Origin of the sequence: Pantoea sp. Ft-CA_14 (genome assembly GCF_024520875.1) — a bacterium.
In the GTDB taxonomy this organism is placed as follows: Bacteria; Pseudomonadota; Gammaproteobacteria; order Enterobacterales; family Enterobacteriaceae; genus Pantoea; species Pantoea agglomerans.
On the sequence record NZ_JALNPM010000005.1, the window covers coordinates 274,371 to 290,701 of the forward strand.

Below are 16,331 nucleotides of genomic sequence, written 5' to 3' on the forward strand. Positions count from 1 at the left end.
CAAACGTCAACCATAAAGGGCCGATTCGTCGGCCCTTTGTTCTGGAGAATCAGCATGAAACTGGCACTGGTTACGGGGGGCAGCCGCGGTATCGGGCGGGCCACAGCGCTGTTACTGGCCGCCCGGGGTTATCGGGTTGCGGTGAACTACCGTCAGCGCGAAGCGGAAGCTCAACAGGTGGTGGCGCAGATCCGGCAGCAGGGCGGTGAAGCCTTTGCTGTTCAGGCGGATATCAGTGATGAAGCCCAGGTGATGGCGATGTTTGCGCAGCTCGATCAGCAGTCCGAACCGCTGACGTTGCTGGTGAACAACGCCGGGATTTTGTTTCAGCAGTGTCGCACCGAGCAGCTGGATGCGGCACGCCTGCACAAGGTCTTTGCCACCAACGTGATTGGGTCTTTTCTCTGCTGTCGTGAGGCGGTTAAGCGGATGGGCACGCATCACGGCGGCCAGGGCGGCTCCATCGTCAACGTCTCATCAGCAGCGTCGCGTACCGGTGCGCCTGGCGAATATGTCGATTACGCCGCTTCAAAAGGGGCGATGGACACGCTGACCAGAGGATTGTCGCTGGAAGTGGCGCAGCAGGGGATTCGGGTCAACGGCGTACGTCCGGGATTTATCTATACAGAGATGCATGCCGATGGCGGAGAGCCAGGCAGAGTAGACAGGCTTGCCAGCGTGATCCCGATGGGACGCGGCGGTGAAGCAGAAGAGGTGGCGGAAGCGATCGTCTGGCTGGCCAGCGACGCGGCCTCTTACGTCACCGGCAGCATCATTGACGCTGCCGGTGGGCGTTAACTCACTTCGCCGCTGATGCGGCGTGATGACTTACAGGTTTTCGCCGTTACTGGCGATAACCTGCTGATACCAGCTGAAACTCTTTTTCTTCCCACGAGAAAAATCGCCGCTGCCATCATCGTTTTTATTCACATGAATAAAACCGTAACGTTTGTCGTACTGGCCGGTGGTAAACGAGACGCAATCGAGGCAGCCCCACGGCGTATAGCCCATTAATTCAACACCATCGTACGCCACGGCTTTCTTCATCTCTTCGATATGCGCACGCAGATAGTCGATGCGGTAATCATCTTCAATTACGCCACTGGCGTTTGGCTTATCGATAGCACCAAAGCCGTTTTCAACAATAAACAGCGGCTTCTGGTAACGCTCATACAGCTCGTTCATGGCGTAGCGCAGACCAACCGGATCGATCTGCCAGCCCCAGTCGGATGCTTTCACATGCGGGTTTTTCACCACACCTTCAAAGCCGGTGATCGGATCGTCAACGCCGCTGGCATCGGTCTTCACTGCGTTGCTCATGTAGTAGCTGAAACCGACATAGTCTGCACAGCCCTGGCGCAGCGTCTCGGCATCATCCGCTTCCATCTGAATGTCGTAACCCTTGCGCGCCCACTCTTTCAGGGTGTAGGCCGGATAGTAGCCGCGCATCTGCACGTCACTGAAGACATAGCGCTGATGCATCGATTCCTGCGCCAGCACCACATCGTCCGGGTGGCAGGAGAAGGGATAGACCGGCACCATGGCGATCATGCAGCCAATCTGAAAATCAGGATTGATGTCGTGGCCGAGTTTCACCACTTTTGCACTGGCAACAAACTGGTGGTGCATCACCTGATACATCGCCTGTTCAGGTTTCTCATGTTCGGTAAAGATCACGCCTGAACAGCAGTAACCAAACAGCGGATACTGCCAGTTACGCTGGTTGTTGATCTCATTGAAGGTCATCCAGTACTTCACTTTGCTTTTATAACGGTTCAGCACCACTTCGCTGAAGCGCACAAAGAAGTCGACCACTTTGCGGTTGTGCCAGCCGCCATACTCTTTGACCAGGTGATAAGGCATTTCGAAGTGCGAAAGGGTGATGACCGGTTCAATGCCATACTTCAGCAGTTCATCAAACAGGTCGTCATAGAATTGCAGGCCCGCTTCGTTGGGCTGTTGCTCGTCACCGTTAGGGAAGATACGGGTCCAGGCAATGGAGGTGCGGAAACATTTGAAGCCCATCTCGGCAAACAGCGCGACATCCTGTTTGTAGTGGGAGTAAAACTCCACACCCTTGTGGTTCGGGTAGAAATGACCCGGCTGCACGCCGTCGGTGATCACCCGGTCAACGCCATGTGAACCGCCGGTCATCACGTCAGCAATGCTGACGCCTTTGCCGCCCTGATCCCAGCCGCCTTCAACCTGATGCGCTGCCACCGCTCCGCCCCAAAGAAAGCCTTTTGGTAACTGCAATTCTGCACTCATGCTTCACCCCATTACGGATATTGAAATTGAGCTGAGTGTAGCAAGGCAATAATGAAAGTCACGATATAACAGCGCGGCAATAATTGCGTTTGTTACATCCAAAAAACAGGCTGTTTTATTTCCCCAGCTGGCGGCCGATTGCTTCAATAATATAGGTCACTGGCACCTGAGTCGTAATGTCGGAATTGTCCGCCATACGGATGATGGGCACATGGTAGCAGAGGTTGAAATCACCGATCTTCGCCAGCGAGCAGCTTTCCGTGTTGGTTATCGCAATGATTTTGCACTTATTCAGGCTGAACTGGCTGGCAATGCGCAGGATCTCTTCCGTTTCGCCGGAGACCGATAAAATAATGGCAATGGCGTTTTCATAGAGATCGGGACTGACCGGATAATAGGGATCGTCAATCGCGTGGCTGAATTTACCGAGGTTAGAGAAAAAGCGTGCGCCATATTTTGCCAGGCTGCCGGAGGTGCCGACGCCAATAAAGAAGACCCGCTCAGCCTGATTAATCTTCTTCGCGGCCTCAGCGATGAGCTGTTCAAACTCAGGATTATTGATGCTCTTAAAAAAGCTCAGCATTTCACTGACGCCCGCCGTGTTGAGCATTGGCGCACTCTGCTGTTCGTTTAAGCGCAGGCGGATGCGGAATTCCGACCAGCCTTCACAGCCCATCTTGCGACAGAAACGCAGCACGGTGGTGGTGGAGACACCAGCCTGCTCAGCCAGCTCGCGGATCGTCATGTAGCTGACGCCTTCGCGGTGCTTAATGATGAACTGATAGACCTGCATTTCCAGATCGTTAAGGCGGGCGAGATCGCTATGCGAAAACATGAATGACTCATTGAACAGTTGACTGGCGGCCAGTTTACCAGATTCATCACCCGGTTTAAGGGATAGTGAATTTCACCAGGATAATTTTAGCGTACAAGTGTACACTGAAAAAATTGTTGGCTACGCTGGATAACGATATCACTGCTATGGAGCTGATCAGGAATCTGTTATGACCCCCACACTCTCTCACAAACATCAACACGCTGCGGGCTATTCGTTTGTCGAGGAAATTGCCAACAGTATCAGTCACGGTCTTGGCTGCCTGTTCGGCATCGTCGGACTGATACTGATGCTCAATCAGGCAACGGAGAGGCAGGCCGACACCCTCACTTTTATCAGTTACAGCCTCTATGGTGGCAGCATGATCCTGCTGTTTCTGGCCTCGACGCTCTATCACGCTATTCCGGCTGGCCCGGCCAGACCCTGGCTGAAAAAGTTCGATCATTGCGCCATCTATCTGCTGATTGCCGGCACCTATACGCCGTTTCTGCTGGTCGCGCTGAGGACGCCGCTGGCGTATGGATTAATGGCGGTGATCTGGGGGCTGGCGCTGGCCGGTATCCTGTTCAAGCTCACGATTGCGCATCGCTTTAAAGCGCTGTCGCTGGTGACCTATCTCTGTATGGGGTGGCTGTCGCTGATTGTGGTTTATCAGCTGGCGATGATCCTGCCGCCGGGCTGCATCTGGCTGCTTGCCGCAGGCGGGATTATCTATTCGCTGGGGGTGATTTTCTATGTGGCGCGCCGCATTCCGTTTAACCACGCCATCTGGCATCTGTTCGTGCTGGGCGGCAGTCTCTGTCACTTCTGCGCTATCTACTTTTATGTGCGCTGAAGTGAGCCTCTGAATTGTGGCACTGGCCCTTCACTTAGCGGAAGGGCCATACGCTCAATCAGCTTTCATCCAGCGAGTAGGGCAGTGGCTGAATGGTCAGATGTCCGCCTTCATCGCCTTCCACCCGCAGCACGCTGTCCGGCTCCAGATCGTTATTCATCACGACCTGAATCCAGCTAATCCCGTCATCTAACTGCACCGCAGCCAGCACGCTGCCGGTTCGACGCCAGCGTTCACCCATCTGCAACTCCAGCGGGGCATTGGCTTCGGGCAGATGACTTGCCTGACCCGCCAGCCAGTAGAGCGCGCGTTTATTGGCGCCGCGATATTTCGCCCGTGCCACCATCTCCTGACCGGCATAACACCCTTTTTTAAAACTGATAGCATCCAGCGCCTGCAGGTTGGTGGCCTGCGGAATAAACTGCACGCTGGTGGCGGGATCAATCACCGGAATGCCCGCTTCAATCTCCAGCGCCAGCCACTGCTGACTGTCATTAAACTGTGCATCGTCATTGAGCTTCTGCTTCAGCGCTTCTGCCTGGGCCAGCGAAGTGACAATCAGAAAACGTTCGGCCGGATGGGCAAACCACAGCAGCGTGGTTTCTCCCTGCTGCACCACCGGTTTTTCGCTGTCGGGCAGGCTATCAAACAGATTTGCCAGCGCGGCGCGCGCCTGAAAACCGGCCACGCCCAGCAATACTGACTCATAATCAGCCACCATCGACACTTTCGAAAACACGGCGTATTTCTTTAACTCGGGCAGCTGGGTGTCGCGCAGCTCACGACGGATCAGATAAGCATAGCCTTCACCGCGATGGAACAGGCGCATATTGCTCCACATTTTGCCTTTAGCATCGCAGTGTGCGGCGAGCGAATGGTGGTCGGCATCCAGCGCGGCGACATCCAGCGTTAACTGCCCCTGCAGGTAAGAGGTGCTGTCGGCGCCGGTAATAGAAACCAGCGCCCAGCTATCCAGTGACATCAGGGTTAACGGCAGACGAGACGACGCGGCAGGCTGGCGCGGCGGTAAAGTAAATGTGGGCATGGAGATATCCTGTATAAGAAGGTTCATCCGGAATAATATCTTCAATGTTAAAAGAGCCGACTGGCAATGCAACCTGTTTACGGAAAACGGCGCACAAAAGGCGTGATAACCCTGAAAAGATCCAGCCTGAAATGTGGCAGGTTGCACAGCATGCGACGCTGCGCCTGCGAGCGGCATTAAACCAGGTTACACTAGGCGCCACGTTGTGAATTGTGGAAATTGATGCATGGATATTAATGATAAATCACGCATTCAGTGGGCCTGCCGTCGCGGCATGCTGGAACTGGATGTGGCTATTATGCCGTTCTTCAAATTTGAGTATGAGACGCTGAGCGACACCGATAAGCAGGTCTTTGTGGATTTGCTAAAGAGTGACGATCCCGATCTGTTTAACTGGCTGATGAATCACGGTGAGCCAAAGGATCCGGAGCTTAAGCGGATGGTGAACCTGATCCAGCAGCGTAACCATGCTCGCGGCCCGGTGGCAATGTAAGCTGCGGCCCTCTCGTCTGGCGTGCGGGTTAGTCTGCGCCTGGCTGATAGCAGCCGTAACAGGCGTGGTGCTGATGACGCTGCCTGCAGGCGGCTGGCTGGTTAAAGCGCCGATTATTCTGCTGTTGCTGGCTGAGGGCTGGCGCAGCGTTTGGCGATTGATTCAACGGCACGGTACGTTACAGCGGGAAAGCGTCCATTGCTGGATCTGGCAGGGAAAACGCTGGCGGCCAACTCAGCCACTACGCTGGTTACCCGTTGGCGTGCTGCTGGTGGCGAAGAGCGAACAGGGTGCCACGCTGCGCTGGTGGCTGATGCAGGACAATATGCAGCCTGGCGAATGGCGGGCGTTACGCGCCTGCTGCTTCAGCCCGGCGCGGCATTAATGGCAGCAGTGCAGGCAAGAGCGTCTGAAGCCGTTCATCTGCCTGCATTGCGGTTCAATAATGACAGGCAAGAGCGATTAAAGCCGCTCACCTGTTCATGCCAGGGTTCGACACCGGCAGAAGGGCCGTCAGAGCAGTCCGGCGGTTTCGGTTAACACCTGCTCGCACCACTGCTCAACGCGCTCATCGGTGACCTCAAACTGATTCACATCATCAAGCGCCAGACCCACAAACTGTGAGCCATCGGCACTCAGCGGTTTCGGGCTGGTGAACTCATAGCCTTCAAGCGGCCAGTAGCCAACAAAACGTACTCCCATCGGCTGCAACAAATCGTGCAGCATGCCGAGCGCATCTAAAAACCACTCGCCATAGCCAATCTGATCGCCCATGCCATAGAGTGCGACAATCTTGTTTTGCAGATTCAGCGCGGGCAACTGCGGCCAGATCGCCTCCCAGTCCTCCTGCAACTCACCGAAATCCCAGGTCGGGATGCCCATGATCAGCAAATCGTACTGCTCCATCAGGCGCGGGTCGTCATCTTTCACGTTATGCAGCGTCACTAACTCTTCGCCAATAAAATCGCGAATTTTCTCCGCTACGATTTCGGTGTAACAGGTACTGGAACCGTAAAAAAGACCGATTTTCATGCAGATAACACTCTGTAAATACTGACTTTGGCGCAATTGTACCAGAAGCGCTGCTGAATCAGGCATAATGAGCATGATTTTACACCAGACGGCGGAGATAACGTGCAGGACAGCGATCTGACAGAACAGTTTCTTGATGCGCTCTGGATTGAACGCAATCTGGCGCAGAACACTCTCTCCTCTTATCGCCAGGACCTCCAGACGCTGACCGGATGGCTGGCGCATCATCAGCTGACGCTGCTTAGCGTGGCGCCGCTGGATCTGCAGCAGTTTCTGGCTGAACGGCTGGAGGGAGGCTACAAGGCGACCAGCTCAGCGCGGCTGCTCAGCGCCATGCGTCGCCTGTTCCAGTATCTTTACCGCGAAAAGCTGCGCCCGGACGATCCCAGCGCGCTGTTGTCAGCCCCAAAACTGCCGCAGCGTTTACCGAAAGATCTCAGTGAGGCGCAGGTCGAGCGACTGTTACAGGCGCCGAATATCGATATCCCGCTGGAGCTGCGCGACAAAGCGATGCTGGAGCTGCTCTACGCCACGGGCCTGCGCGTCTCCGAACTGATTGGCCTGACGCTCAGCGACATCAGCCTGCGCCAGGGCGTTGTCCGGGTTATCGGTAAAGGGGATAAAGAGCGGCTGGTGCCTTTAGGTGAAGAAGCGGTTTACTGGCTGGAGCAATATATGGAACATGGTCGTCCGTGGCTGCTCAACGGTCAGACGCTGGACGTGATGTTTCCCAGTAATCGGGCGCAGCAGATGACGCGCCAGACCTTCTGGCATCGCATCAAGCATTACGCCACGCTGGCGGGGATCGACAGCGAAAAGTTATCACCGCATGTGATGCGCCATGCCTTTGCGACCCATCTGCTGAACCACGGTGCCGATCTGCGTGTCGTACAGATGCTGCTGGGACACAGCGATCTCTCCACCACCCAAATTTATACGCACGTCGCCACTGAGCGCCTGCGTCAGTTGCATCAACAACACCATCCGCGGGCCTGAACCGCGGCGATAAGGACAAAAATGAACAAGCATTTTGCCATGCTGGCTCTTTTAGCCAGCGCCTTTTCCGGTCTCGCACAGGCCGATGACAGCGCCATTCAGCAATCACTTAAAAAGCTCGGTCTGAACCAGACAGAAATTAGCCCGTCACCGCTGCCGGGTTTTAAAACCGTGCTGTCAGAAAGCGGCGTGCTCTACGTGACCGACGACGGCAAACACATGATCCAGGGTCCGCTCTATGACGTCAGCGGCAAACAGCCGGTCAACGTCACCAACCAGCTGCTGGACAAAAAAGTCGAAGCGCTGGTGCCGGAGATGATCGTCTACAAAGCGCCTAAAGAGCAGCACGTGATCACGGTCTTTACCGACATCACCTGTGGCTACTGTCACAAGCTGCACGAGCAGATGGCGGACTACAATGCGCTGGGCATCACCGTGCGTTACCTGGCGTTTCCGCGTGAAGGGCTGAATGGTCAGATTGAACCAGCGATGAAAGCGATCTGGTGCAGCGCTGACCGCAATAAAGCGTTTGATGAGGCGATGAAAGGCAATGCGCCGAAGATGGCCGCACCAGACAGCTGCAAAATCGATATCGCCCAGCACTATAAACTTGGCGTGCTGTTCGGCATTCAGGGCACGCCCGCGATGCTGACTGACAGCGGCATGATGATCCCAGGTTATCAGTCGCCGCAGGAGCTGAAGCAGGTGCTGGACAATCAGAAGCGTGGTGGTTAATCGGTGGTAAAACAGGATGTGGAACTCCGTCGCCGTGAGGTGACGGTTGATGATGCGCTTCCGGCGACGCTGCCGCCGCTGCTGAAACGACTCTATCTGCAACGCGGCGTGCGCGACGCGGCAGAGCTGGAGCGCGGGGCGAAAAACCTGCTGCCGTACCAGTCCTTAAGCGGGATTGAGAGCGCAGTGGAACTGCTGCATCAGGCGCTGCTGGATGGGCGTCGCATTATGGTGGTGGGCGACTTTGATGCCGATGGCGCGACCAGTACCGCGCTGACGGTCATGGCGCTGCGCAGCATGGGCGGCGGCAACGTGCAGTATCTGGTGCCTAACCGCTTTGAAGATGGTTATGGCCTCAGCCCTGAAGTGGTTGAGCAGGCGCGGGCGCGCGGCGCGGCGATGATCCTGACCGTCGACAACGGCATCTCCTCCCACGCCGGCGTTGAATGTGCCCATCAGCACGGGATTCCGGTGCTGATTACCGACCACCACCTGCCGGGCGAGACCTTACCAGCCGCTGAGGCGATCGTTAATCCCAATCTGCCGGACTGCAACTTTCCCTCACGTGCACTGGCGGGCGTGGGCGTTGCGTTCTATCTGATGCTGGCGCTGCGCGCCCATCTGCGCACCCAGGGCTGGTTTGGTGCCACCCGCACCGAACCCAATCTGGCGGAGATGCTGGATCTGGTGGCGCTCGGCACGGTTGCCGACGTGGTGCCGCTCGACGTCAACAACCGCATTCTGGTGTGGCAGGGACTCAGCCGCATCCGGGCCGGAAAATGCCGGCCAGGCATCCGGGCGCTGCTGGAGATTGCTAATCGCGATGCGCGTCAGATGGCGGCCAGCGATCTCGGCTTTGCGCTGGGGCCACGGCTCAATGCCGCAGGCCGGCTCGACGATATGTCGGTGGGCGTGGCGCTGTTAATGACTGAGGATCTCAGTCAGGCACGGATGTTAGCCAGTGAGCTGGACGCGCTGAACCAGACACGAAAAGAGATAGAGCAGGGCATGCAGAGCGAAGCGCTGGCGCTGTGTCAGGCGCTGGAGCGTGAGCAGCGCGATCTGCCGCTGGGGCTGGCCTTTTATCATCCCGAATGGCATCAGGGGGTGGTGGGGATCCTCGCCTCCCGTCTGAAAGAGCGTTTCCATCGTCCGGTGATTGCCTTTGCTCCGGCGGGCGACGGCACGCTGAAAGGCTCAGGCCGCTCAATTGCCGGTCTGCATCTGCGCGACGCGCTGGAGCGTCTGGATACGCTGAATCCCGGCCTGATGCTGAAGTTCGGCGGTCATGCCATGGCGGCAGGCTTATCACTGGAAACCGCACGCTACGAGGAGTTTCGTCAGCGCTTTGCCGATCTGGTCGGTGAGTGGCTGGATGGCGAATCTCTGCAGGGCATCATCTGGTCAGATGGCGCGTTGCAGCCGCAGGAGTTTTCGCTGCAGACCGCTGAGATGCTGCGCGAAGCGGGGCCCTGGGGCCAGGCGTTCCCGGAACCCGCCTTTGACGGCAAATTTAAGCTGCTGCAACAGCGGCTGGTGGGCGAGCGACATCTGAAAGTGATGGTCGAACCGCTGGACGGCGGTCCGCTGATCGACGGTATCGCCTTTAATGTCGATACCACCCTGTGGCCCGACAGCAGCATTCGTCAGGTCGAGCTGGCCTATAAGCTGGATATCAATGAGTATCGCGGTAACCGCTCGGTACAGCTAATCATTGACCATATCTGGCCGCTTTGATTTTTCTAAGGCGCGCGCGTCTCCGGTCACGGCAGAGGCGCGTCAGCCTGTTTTTTCCCTGCGTTAACCTGCTGTACGAGCGGTGGTCGTCGCAGCCTGATAAGCAAATGCAACGCGTCACGCCGTCCCGGCATCAGCCCGCTGTCTCAGCGCTACAATCTGCCGCCAGTTTCGGGTAAACTTGTGCGTTAAATTTCCTGTCCCATCGAACATAAGAAAGACGCTAAAGCCATGTTTGAAATCAACCCGGTCAAAAACCGTATTCAGGACCTCAGTGAGCGCAGCGACGTTCTTCGGGGGTATCTTTGACTACGATGCCAAGAAAGAACGCCTCGAAGAAGTAAACGCCGAGCTGGAACAGCCCGATGTCTGGAACGAACCTGAGCGTGCTCAGGCGCTGGGCAAAGAGCGCTCCTCGCTGGAAGCGATCGTGCAGACGCTGGATCAGATGTCGCAGGGCCTGGAAGATGTGCAGGGTCTGCTTGAACTGGCGGTAGAAGCGGAAGACGAAGAGACTTTCGACGAAGCGGTTGCCGAGCTGGATGTCCTTGAGGGCAAGCTGGGCGAGCTGGAATTCCGCCGCATGTTCTCTGGCGAGTATGACAGCGCCGACTGCTACATCGATCTGCAGGCGGGTTCCGGCGGCACCGAAGCGCAGGACTGGGCCAGCATGCTGATGCGTATGTATCTGCGTTGGGCTGAAGCCAAAGGCTTCAAAACTGAAATTATCGAAGAGTCTGAAGGTGAAGTTGCAGGCATTAAATCTGTGACCATTCGCGTGTCAGGCGACTACGCCTTTGGCTGGTTGCGCACCGAAACGGGCGTGCATCGCCTGGTGCGTAAGAGCCCGTTTGACTCCGGTGGTCGTCGTCACACCTCATTCAGCTCCGCCTTTATCTACCCGGAAGTGGATGACGATATTGATATCGACATCAACCCAGCCGATCTGCGCATTGACGTCTATCGTGCGTCAGGGGCGGGCGGCCAGCACGTTAACCGGACGGAATCTGCGGTACGTATTACCCATATTCCAACCGGTACCGTCACCCAGTGTCAGAATGACCGTTCTCAGCACAAGAACAAAGATCAGGCGATGAAGCAGATGAAAGCGAAGCTGTACGAGCTTGAGATGCAGAAGAAAAACGCTGAGAAACAGGCGCTGGAGGACAACAAGTCCGACATCGGCTGGGGAAGTCAGATCCGTTCTTACGTTCTCGATGATGCACGCATCAAAGATCTGCGCACCGGCGTAGAGACGCGTAACACCCAGGCGGTGCTGGACGGCGACCTGGATCGATTCATTGAAGCTAGTTTAAAAGCAGGGTTATAAGGAACCGACATGTCTGAACAACAACCGCAGAGCGCTGATGCCGCCGTTGAGTTAAATAACGAACTGAAAGCGCGTCGCGAAAAGCTGAGCGTGCTGCGTGCAAATGGCGTGGCGTTTCCTAACGATTTTCGTCGTGACAGTCTCTCAAACCAGCTGCATGAGAGCTATGGCGAGAAGAGCAACGAAGAGCTTGAAGATCTCGGCATCGAAGTCAGCGTTGCCGGACGTATGATGACCCGTCGTATCATGGGTAAAGCCTCTTTCGTGACCCTGCAGGATGTGGGTGGCCGGATTCAGCTTTACGTCTCGCGTGACGATCTGGCTGAAGGCATCTACAACGAGCAGTTCAAAAAGTGGGATCTCGGCGATATCCTGGGCGCGCGCGGCAAACTGTTCAAAACCAAAACCGGCGAACTGTCGATTCACTGTTCTGAACTGCGCCTGCTGACCAAAGCACTGCGTCCGCTGCCGGACAAGTTCCACGGCCTGGCCGATCAGGAAACGCGCTACCGTCAGCGTTACCTTGATCTCATCGCCAACGAGGAGTCGCGTAACACCTTCAGAATTCGTTCGCAGATCATGGCCGGCATTCGCCAGTTCATGGTGGGCCGCGACTTTATGGAAGTGGAAACCCCGATGATGCAGGTGATCCCTGGCGGCGCGTCTGCGCGTCCGTTCATCACCCATCACAATGCGCTGGATATCGACATGTATCTGCGTATCGCTCCAGAGCTTTATCTGAAGCGTCTGGTGGTGGGCGGATTCGATCGCGTGTTCGAGATCAACCGTAACTTCCGCAACGAAGGTATTTCGCCACGTCATAACCCAGAGTTCACCATGATGGAACTCTATATGGCTTATGCGGATTACAAAGATCTGATCGAGCTGACCGAAAGCCTGTTCCGTACGCTGGCGCAGGATGTGCTGGGCAGCACCGTGGTGCCTTACGGCGAGCAGGAGTTTGATTTCGGTAAGCCGTTTGAAAAACTGACCATGCGTGAAGCGATCAAGAAATACCGTCCGGAAACGGATCTGGCCGATCTGGAAGACTTTGATAAAGCGGTGGCGATTGCTCAATCACTGCACATCAAGGTTGAGAAAAGCTGGGGTCTGGGCCGTGTCGTAACCGAAATCTTTGAAGAGACCGCTGAAGCGCATCTGATTCAGCCGACCTTCATCACCGAATATCCGGCTGAAGTCTCTCCGCTGGCCCGTCGTAACGACGAGAACCCGGAAATCACCGATCGCTTTGAGTTCTTCATTGGCGGTCGTGAAATCGGTAACGGCTTCTCCGAGCTGAACGATGCGGAAGATCAGGCTGAGCGTTTCCTGCAGCAGGTGAATGCCAAAGATGCTGGCGACGACGAAGCGATGTTCTACGACGAAGACTATGTCACCGCACTGGAGCACGGTCTGCCGCCAACCGCCGGTCTGGGTATCGGTATTGACCGTATGGTGATGCTGTTTACCAACAGCCACACTATCCGCGATGTGATTCTGTTCCCGGCACTGCGCCCAGGCAGCAAGTAATCGTTATGAGTCGCTGTCAGGCCTGATCTTCAGGCCTGACAGCGTGATGACAAAGCCGAATCAGAGTGAATTTGGCAGCAACTGATAAACTCACGGCACAGGGAACACGGTCAGAAGAGGAAAGCGTCCCGCGAATGGACAAAAACGCCGGGAGCGTTTTTGAACAACGCAAAGCGTTGGCCCGGGCTACGGGCGCACCTCAGGGATGAGGTGCGTAATCGCGTGGGCCGAGCGGTCATGGATGACAGTTTTTGCGTCTTTCCGATCTGACCGTGTTACCTGTGCAGGCTCGGTCTTACAGCGAACCAGGCCCGACTTTGTCACCAAGCTTAAGGCCGGAAATTCCGGCCTTTTTTACATCTGTTCGTTCAGCAGATATCAGGATTTAATCGCCTGATCCAGCCATGTCTGAAATCGCGAGTAAGGCACATAGAGCGCAACGTTCTTATAGAGTGTCTTACCGCTGACATTGTCGTTGATGTTATTGCTGTAGCCAATAATCACGCCCGCCAGCGTATCATCAGAGGCGTTATAGACTGCGCCGCCCGACATCCCTTTAACCACCCCCGCATTCGCCGCCACCACGACGCAGTCTGATTTGTTCCAGCTGTTCGCCAGCGTGGTATTGATCAGGTTCTGCCCGCTGGAACTGACCGGCATGGCCGAAATAAAACTGTAGCCGTAGAGATTGACCTGATCGCCGATGTGGCTGTTACGAAAGTTGGGTGGCAGGTTCATTTCGCTGTTTTTGTGGTAGACCACGGCCAGATCGCATTGCGGATGCCAGGCTTTGACCCGGTAAAGCGAAAACTTTGCCACATGTGCGGCGGTCAGGCTGTACTCCGGCGTCAGTGGGATGGTGGTACCGAGCGTGCCTAAACCCAGCACGGTGGGAATGCCGGTCACGGTCATATCCACCCGTTTTTCAGCTTCTTTACTGTACTCATAATGACCCACCGAGCAGCCGGTTAAGCCAAACACCATTAAGGCTATGAGTCGTTGCATTCTCTCTCCCTGCGTCAGAAGTTGATCACATCACCTGGCAATTGATTAGGGATATATCGGCAACGTTAAGGATTTATTAATTAAATACGCACTAAAAAGCGTAACGGGTTCGCGGGAAATGACAACCTGACCCTGGGTCATGTGCGCTTTAACGGGCTTAGCCAGCAGGCTGACAAAGCCATTTGTTCCGGCAAAGCGGCAGGATTATTGCGGCCCGGGCAATAATCCTTTGCTGCGCGCAGGCTATGTCGCGCATCATCACTGTGCTGTAATGCTCACCGTGACGCAGATCAAATTTTAATAAGCGTCGAGGGGCTGCGCGTCTGTGCAGTTCACCTGCAAATGATATTGGGAGAGTGTTATGCCTGTAGCATTAATGGCGCTGGCGTTGAGTGCGTTCGCCATCGGAACCACTGAGTTTGTCATTATGGGATTGCTGCCGGAGGTGGCGCGTGACCTTCAGGTGTCGATTCCGTCGGCGGGCTGGCTGATCAGCGGCTACGCGCTGGGCGTGGCGATTGGTGCGCCGATTATGGCGCTGCTCACCGCCAGGCTGCCGCGTAAAAAAACGCTGATTCTGCTGATGATGATATTTATTGTCGGCAACCTGCTGTGTGCGCTGGCTTACAACTATAACCTGCTGATGCTGGCACGCATCGTCACCGCGCTTTGTCACGGTGCCTTCTTCGGTATTGGCGCGGTGGTCGCCGCCAGTCTGGTGCCAGCCGGTCGTCAGGCTTCCGCTGTCGCACTGATGTTCACCGGACTGACCTTAGCCAACGTGCTGGGCGTTCCGCTGGGAACCAGTTTCGGACAGATGTTTGGCTGGCGAGCCACCTTCTGGGGCGTGGCAGTGATTGGCGTGCTGGCGTTTATCGCCCTGATCGTGAGTCTGCCCAACAATAAACAGGAAAAGCCGGTTCACCTGGCGAGTGAAATTGGTGCACTGGCCAACGGGAAACTGTGGCTGTCGCTGCTGATGACGGTGTTCTTTGCCGCGGCGATGTTTGCGCTGTTCAGCTACATTGCGCCGCTGCTGCTAGAGGTGACGGGCATCAGCGATCGCGGCGTCAGCTGGACGCTGTTCCTGATTGGCGCAGGCCTGACGGTCGGTAACATTCTTGGCGGCAAACTGGCCGACTGGAAAGTCTCCTTTAGCCTGATCCTCAGCTTCTCCCTGATCGCCATCTTCTCGCTGCTGTTCAGCTGGACCAGCCATGCGCTGTGGCTGGCAGAGATCACCCTGTTCCTGTGGGCGATGGCGACCTTTGCGACGGTGCCGGGCCTGCAGATCAACGTGGTACGTCATGGCAAAGAGGCGCCTAACCTGGTCTCAACCCTGAACATTTCGGCGTTTAACGTGGGCAATGCGCTGGGTGCCTGGGTCGGCGGTGCGGTGATTGGCCGTGGATATGGCCTGACGGCGGTGCCGGTTGCTGCCGCTGCGCTGGCGGCAATCGGCCTGCTGATCTGTCTGATCACCTTCCGCAAATCGGGCCGCGCAGCCGCCAGGGTTCGCGCTTAAGCCAGGCGGGCGGCGATGCGTGCCGGAAAGTCAGCCACCTGCCGTTGCAGATGGCTGACAAAGGCATCGACCAGCGCCGATGCAGGGCGGTGCTGCGGCCTCACCAGGCTGACGGTAAACGGAACCGCCACGCTGAACTTACGCATCACCACACCGCTGTCGGCGTAATCCAGCGCCGTCAGCGGATTCACAATTGAAATGCCCACGCCCGCTCTGACCATGGCGCACACCGAAGCGGCACTGTGCGTCTCCATCACCAGCCGCCGCTCGACTCCCTGCTCATGAAACAGCGCATCCAGCAACTGACGATAGCTGTCACTGCGCGACAGGCTCACATACTGTTCGCCCGCAAAATCGTGCGGCGTCAGCTCTGAACGCTGACTCAGAGGGTGATGCTGAGGCAATACACACACTTCATCGCAGGTCAGCAGGGCGAGACGGTCAGTGCCGGCCGGAGCGTGCTGGGTTTCGGTTAAGCCGATATCGTAGCGCTGTGCTGACAGCCACTCCTCCAGCAGCGGCGACTCCTGCGGAATCACATTCAGGCTCACATCCGGGTAGCGCTGTAAAAAGGGCTGACATAGTGGTGGCAGCAGCGACTGCGAAAAAACGGGCAGGCAGGCGATCGACAGCTCACCCTGACGGAACTGGCGCAGCCCTTCAGCCGCTTCCATGATGCGATCCAGTCCGTACCAGGATCGCTGCACCTCTTCGAAAAGACGCAATCCCTGCACCGTCGGTTGCAGGCGACCACGAACCCGTCCGAACAACTCTAATCCCAGCTGCTGCTCCAGGCGTGCCAGCTCCCGGCTCACCGTCGGCTGTGAGGTGTGCAGCAGTGTCGCGGCCTGAGTCAGATTGCCGCTGGTCATCACCGCATGAAAAATCTCGATATGCCGCCAGTTAATGTTCGCCACGCACCCTTCCTATATCCATTCTGCATAGATGCTATTAAAACAGATATT

16 protein-coding genes are annotated in these 16,331 nt (G+C 56.3%); 10 read left to right on the top strand and 6 right to left on the bottom strand.

The features are described 5' to 3' along the window. Positions 1-54: 54 nt before the first annotated feature. Entirely contained in the window at positions 55-798 is a 744-nt protein-coding gene (locus tag NR195_RS10695; RefSeq protein WP_256844501.1) for an SDR family oxidoreductase, read from the top strand. A 30-nt stretch (positions 799-828) separates the two neighbouring features. Here the strand turns inward: NR195_RS10695 and NR195_RS10700 are convergent, their stop codons facing one another. Both NR195_RS10700 and NR195_RS10705 read right to left on the bottom strand, forming a co-directional pair. Beyond that, the gene (locus NR195_RS10700; RefSeq protein ID WP_163657887.1) at positions 829-2,268 is read right to left on the bottom strand and encodes a 6-phospho-beta-glucosidase; all 1,440 of its coding nucleotides are present in this window, start codon (positions 2,266-2,268) and stop codon (positions 829-831) included. Between the two features lie 115 nt (positions 2,269-2,383). Beyond that, positions 2,384-3,103 carry a MurR/RpiR family transcriptional regulator gene (locus NR195_RS10705; protein ID WP_256844502.1) on the bottom strand — a complete coding sequence of 240 codons (720 nt, stop codon included), beginning with the start codon at positions 3,101-3,103 and terminating at the stop codon, positions 2,384-2,386. Between the two features lie 169 nt (positions 3,104-3,272). Between NR195_RS10705 and NR195_RS10710 the strand changes: the two genes are divergently transcribed. Next, positions 3,273-3,938: a hemolysin III family protein gene (locus tag NR195_RS10710; protein WP_163850346.1), complete on the top strand. Its 666-nt coding sequence runs from the start codon at positions 3,273-3,275 to the stop codon at positions 3,936-3,938. A gap of 58 nt (positions 3,939-3,996) precedes the next feature. On the opposite strand, the gene ygfZ is transcribed toward NR195_RS10710, so the two are convergent. Continuing rightward, positions 3,997-4,983, bottom strand: a complete 987-nt coding sequence (gene ygfZ / locus NR195_RS10715) for a tRNA-modifying protein YgfZ (protein WP_256844503.1) — start codon at positions 4,981-4,983, stop codon at positions 3,997-3,999. A gap of 226 nt (positions 4,984-5,209) precedes the next feature. Between ygfZ and sdhE the strand changes: the two genes are divergently transcribed. Then, a complete protein-coding gene (sdhE, locus tag NR195_RS10720; protein ID WP_010248781.1) occupies positions 5,210-5,476 on the top strand; it encodes an FAD assembly factor SdhE in 267 nt (88 codons plus the stop codon). Continuing rightward, positions 5,451-5,861: a protein YgfX gene (locus tag NR195_RS10725; protein ID WP_010671050.1), complete on the top strand. Its 411-nt coding sequence runs from the start codon at positions 5,451-5,453 to the stop codon at positions 5,859-5,861. The genes sdhE and NR195_RS10725 overlap by 26 nt, the downstream gene beginning before the upstream one ends. A gap of 128 nt (positions 5,862-5,989) precedes the next feature. Here the strand turns inward: NR195_RS10725 and fldB are convergent, their stop codons facing one another. Then, entirely contained in the window at positions 5,990-6,508 is a 519-nt protein-coding gene (gene fldB, locus NR195_RS10730) for a flavodoxin FldB (RefSeq protein WP_010248777.1), read from the bottom strand. A 102-nt stretch (positions 6,509-6,610) separates the two neighbouring features. Between fldB and xerD the strand changes: the two genes are divergently transcribed. From xerD to lysS, 5 genes are all read left to right on the top strand, one after another. Continuing rightward, positions 6,611-7,504, top strand: a complete 894-nt coding sequence (gene xerD, locus NR195_RS10735) for a site-specific tyrosine recombinase XerD (protein ID WP_010248689.1) — start codon at positions 6,611-6,613, stop codon at positions 7,502-7,504. Between the two features lie 21 nt (positions 7,505-7,525). Continuing rightward, positions 7,526-8,239 carry a bifunctional protein-disulfide isomerase/oxidoreductase DsbC gene (gene dsbC, locus NR195_RS10740; protein WP_010671049.1) on the top strand — a complete coding sequence of 238 codons (714 nt, stop codon included), beginning with the start codon at positions 7,526-7,528 and terminating at the stop codon, positions 8,237-8,239. Between the two features lie 3 nt (positions 8,240-8,242). Beyond that, the gene (recJ, locus tag NR195_RS10745) at positions 8,243-9,976 is read left to right on the top strand and encodes a single-stranded-DNA-specific exonuclease RecJ (protein WP_033769918.1); all 1,734 of its coding nucleotides are present in this window, start codon (positions 8,243-8,245) and stop codon (positions 9,974-9,976) included. A 231-nt stretch (positions 9,977-10,207) separates the two neighbouring features. Next, a protein-coding gene (gene prfB / locus NR195_RS10750) for a peptide chain release factor 2 (protein ID WP_099257461.1) occupies positions 10,208-11,306 on the top strand; the annotation gives its coding sequence in 2 pieces (ribosomal slippage) (positions 10,208-10,282 and positions 10,284-11,306; 1,098 coding nt in all). A 9-nt stretch (positions 11,307-11,315) separates the two neighbouring features. Beyond that, positions 11,316-12,836 (top strand): lysine--tRNA ligase, encoded by a 1,521-nt coding sequence (gene lysS, locus NR195_RS10755; RefSeq protein WP_010248682.1) that lies wholly within the window; start codon positions 11,316-11,318, stop codon positions 12,834-12,836. A gap of 378 nt (positions 12,837-13,214) precedes the next feature. Here the strand turns inward: lysS and NR195_RS10760 are convergent, their stop codons facing one another. Further along, positions 13,215-13,841: a serine protease gene (locus NR195_RS10760; RefSeq protein ID WP_029519406.1), complete on the bottom strand. Its 627-nt coding sequence runs from the start codon at positions 13,839-13,841 to the stop codon at positions 13,215-13,217. Between the two features lie 361 nt (positions 13,842-14,202). Between NR195_RS10760 and NR195_RS10765 the strand changes: the two genes are divergently transcribed. Next, positions 14,203-15,366 (top strand): MFS transporter, encoded by a 1,164-nt coding sequence (locus NR195_RS10765; protein WP_256844504.1) that lies wholly within the window; start codon positions 14,203-14,205, stop codon positions 15,364-15,366. On the opposite strand, the gene NR195_RS10770 is transcribed toward NR195_RS10765, so the two are convergent. Beyond that, positions 15,363-16,283 carry a LysR family transcriptional regulator gene (locus NR195_RS10770; RefSeq protein WP_010248675.1) on the bottom strand — a complete coding sequence of 307 codons (921 nt, stop codon included), beginning with the start codon at positions 16,281-16,283 and terminating at the stop codon, positions 15,363-15,365. The genes NR195_RS10765 and NR195_RS10770 overlap by 4 nt on opposite strands. Positions 16,284-16,331: the final 48 nt, after the last annotated feature.

Bases quoted from the DNA above. Each gene is read 5' to 3' on its own strand.
- NR195_RS10705 (WP_256844502.1), bottom strand. From the start codon at position 3,103: ATGTTTTCGCATAGCGATCTCGCCCGCCTTAACGATCTGGAAATGCAG.
- ygfZ (WP_256844503.1), bottom strand. From the start codon at position 4,983: ATGCCCACATTTACTTTACCGCCGCGCCAGCCTGCCGCGTCGTCTCGT.
- NR195_RS10765 (WP_256844504.1), top strand. From the start codon at position 14,203: ATGCCTGTAGCATTAATGGCGCTGGCGTTGAGTGCGTTCGCCATCGGA.
- NR195_RS10760 (WP_029519406.1), bottom strand. From the start codon at position 13,841: ATGCAACGACTCATAGCCTTAATGGTGTTTGGCTTAACCGGCTGCTCG.
- NR195_RS10710 (WP_163850346.1), top strand. From the start codon at position 3,273: ATGACCCCCACACTCTCTCACAAACATCAACACGCTGCGGGCTATTCG.
- fldB (WP_010248777.1), bottom strand. From the start codon at position 6,508: ATGAAAATCGGTCTTTTTTACGGTTCCAGTACCTGTTACACCGAAATC.
- lysS (WP_010248682.1), top strand. From the start codon at position 11,316: ATGTCTGAACAACAACCGCAGAGCGCTGATGCCGCCGTTGAGTTAAAT.
- NR195_RS10725 (WP_010671050.1), top strand. From the start codon at position 5,451: ATGCTCGCGGCCCGGTGGCAATGTAAGCTGCGGCCCTCTCGTCTGGCG.
- dsbC (WP_010671049.1), top strand. From the start codon at position 7,526: ATGAACAAGCATTTTGCCATGCTGGCTCTTTTAGCCAGCGCCTTTTCC.
- NR195_RS10695 (WP_256844501.1), top strand. From the start codon at position 55: ATGAAACTGGCACTGGTTACGGGGGGCAGCCGCGGTATCGGGCGGGCC.
- NR195_RS10700 (WP_163657887.1), bottom strand. From the start codon at position 2,268: ATGAGTGCAGAATTGCAGTTACCAAAAGGCTTTCTTTGGGGCGGAGCG.
- sdhE (WP_010248781.1), top strand. From the start codon at position 5,210: ATGGATATTAATGATAAATCACGCATTCAGTGGGCCTGCCGTCGCGGC.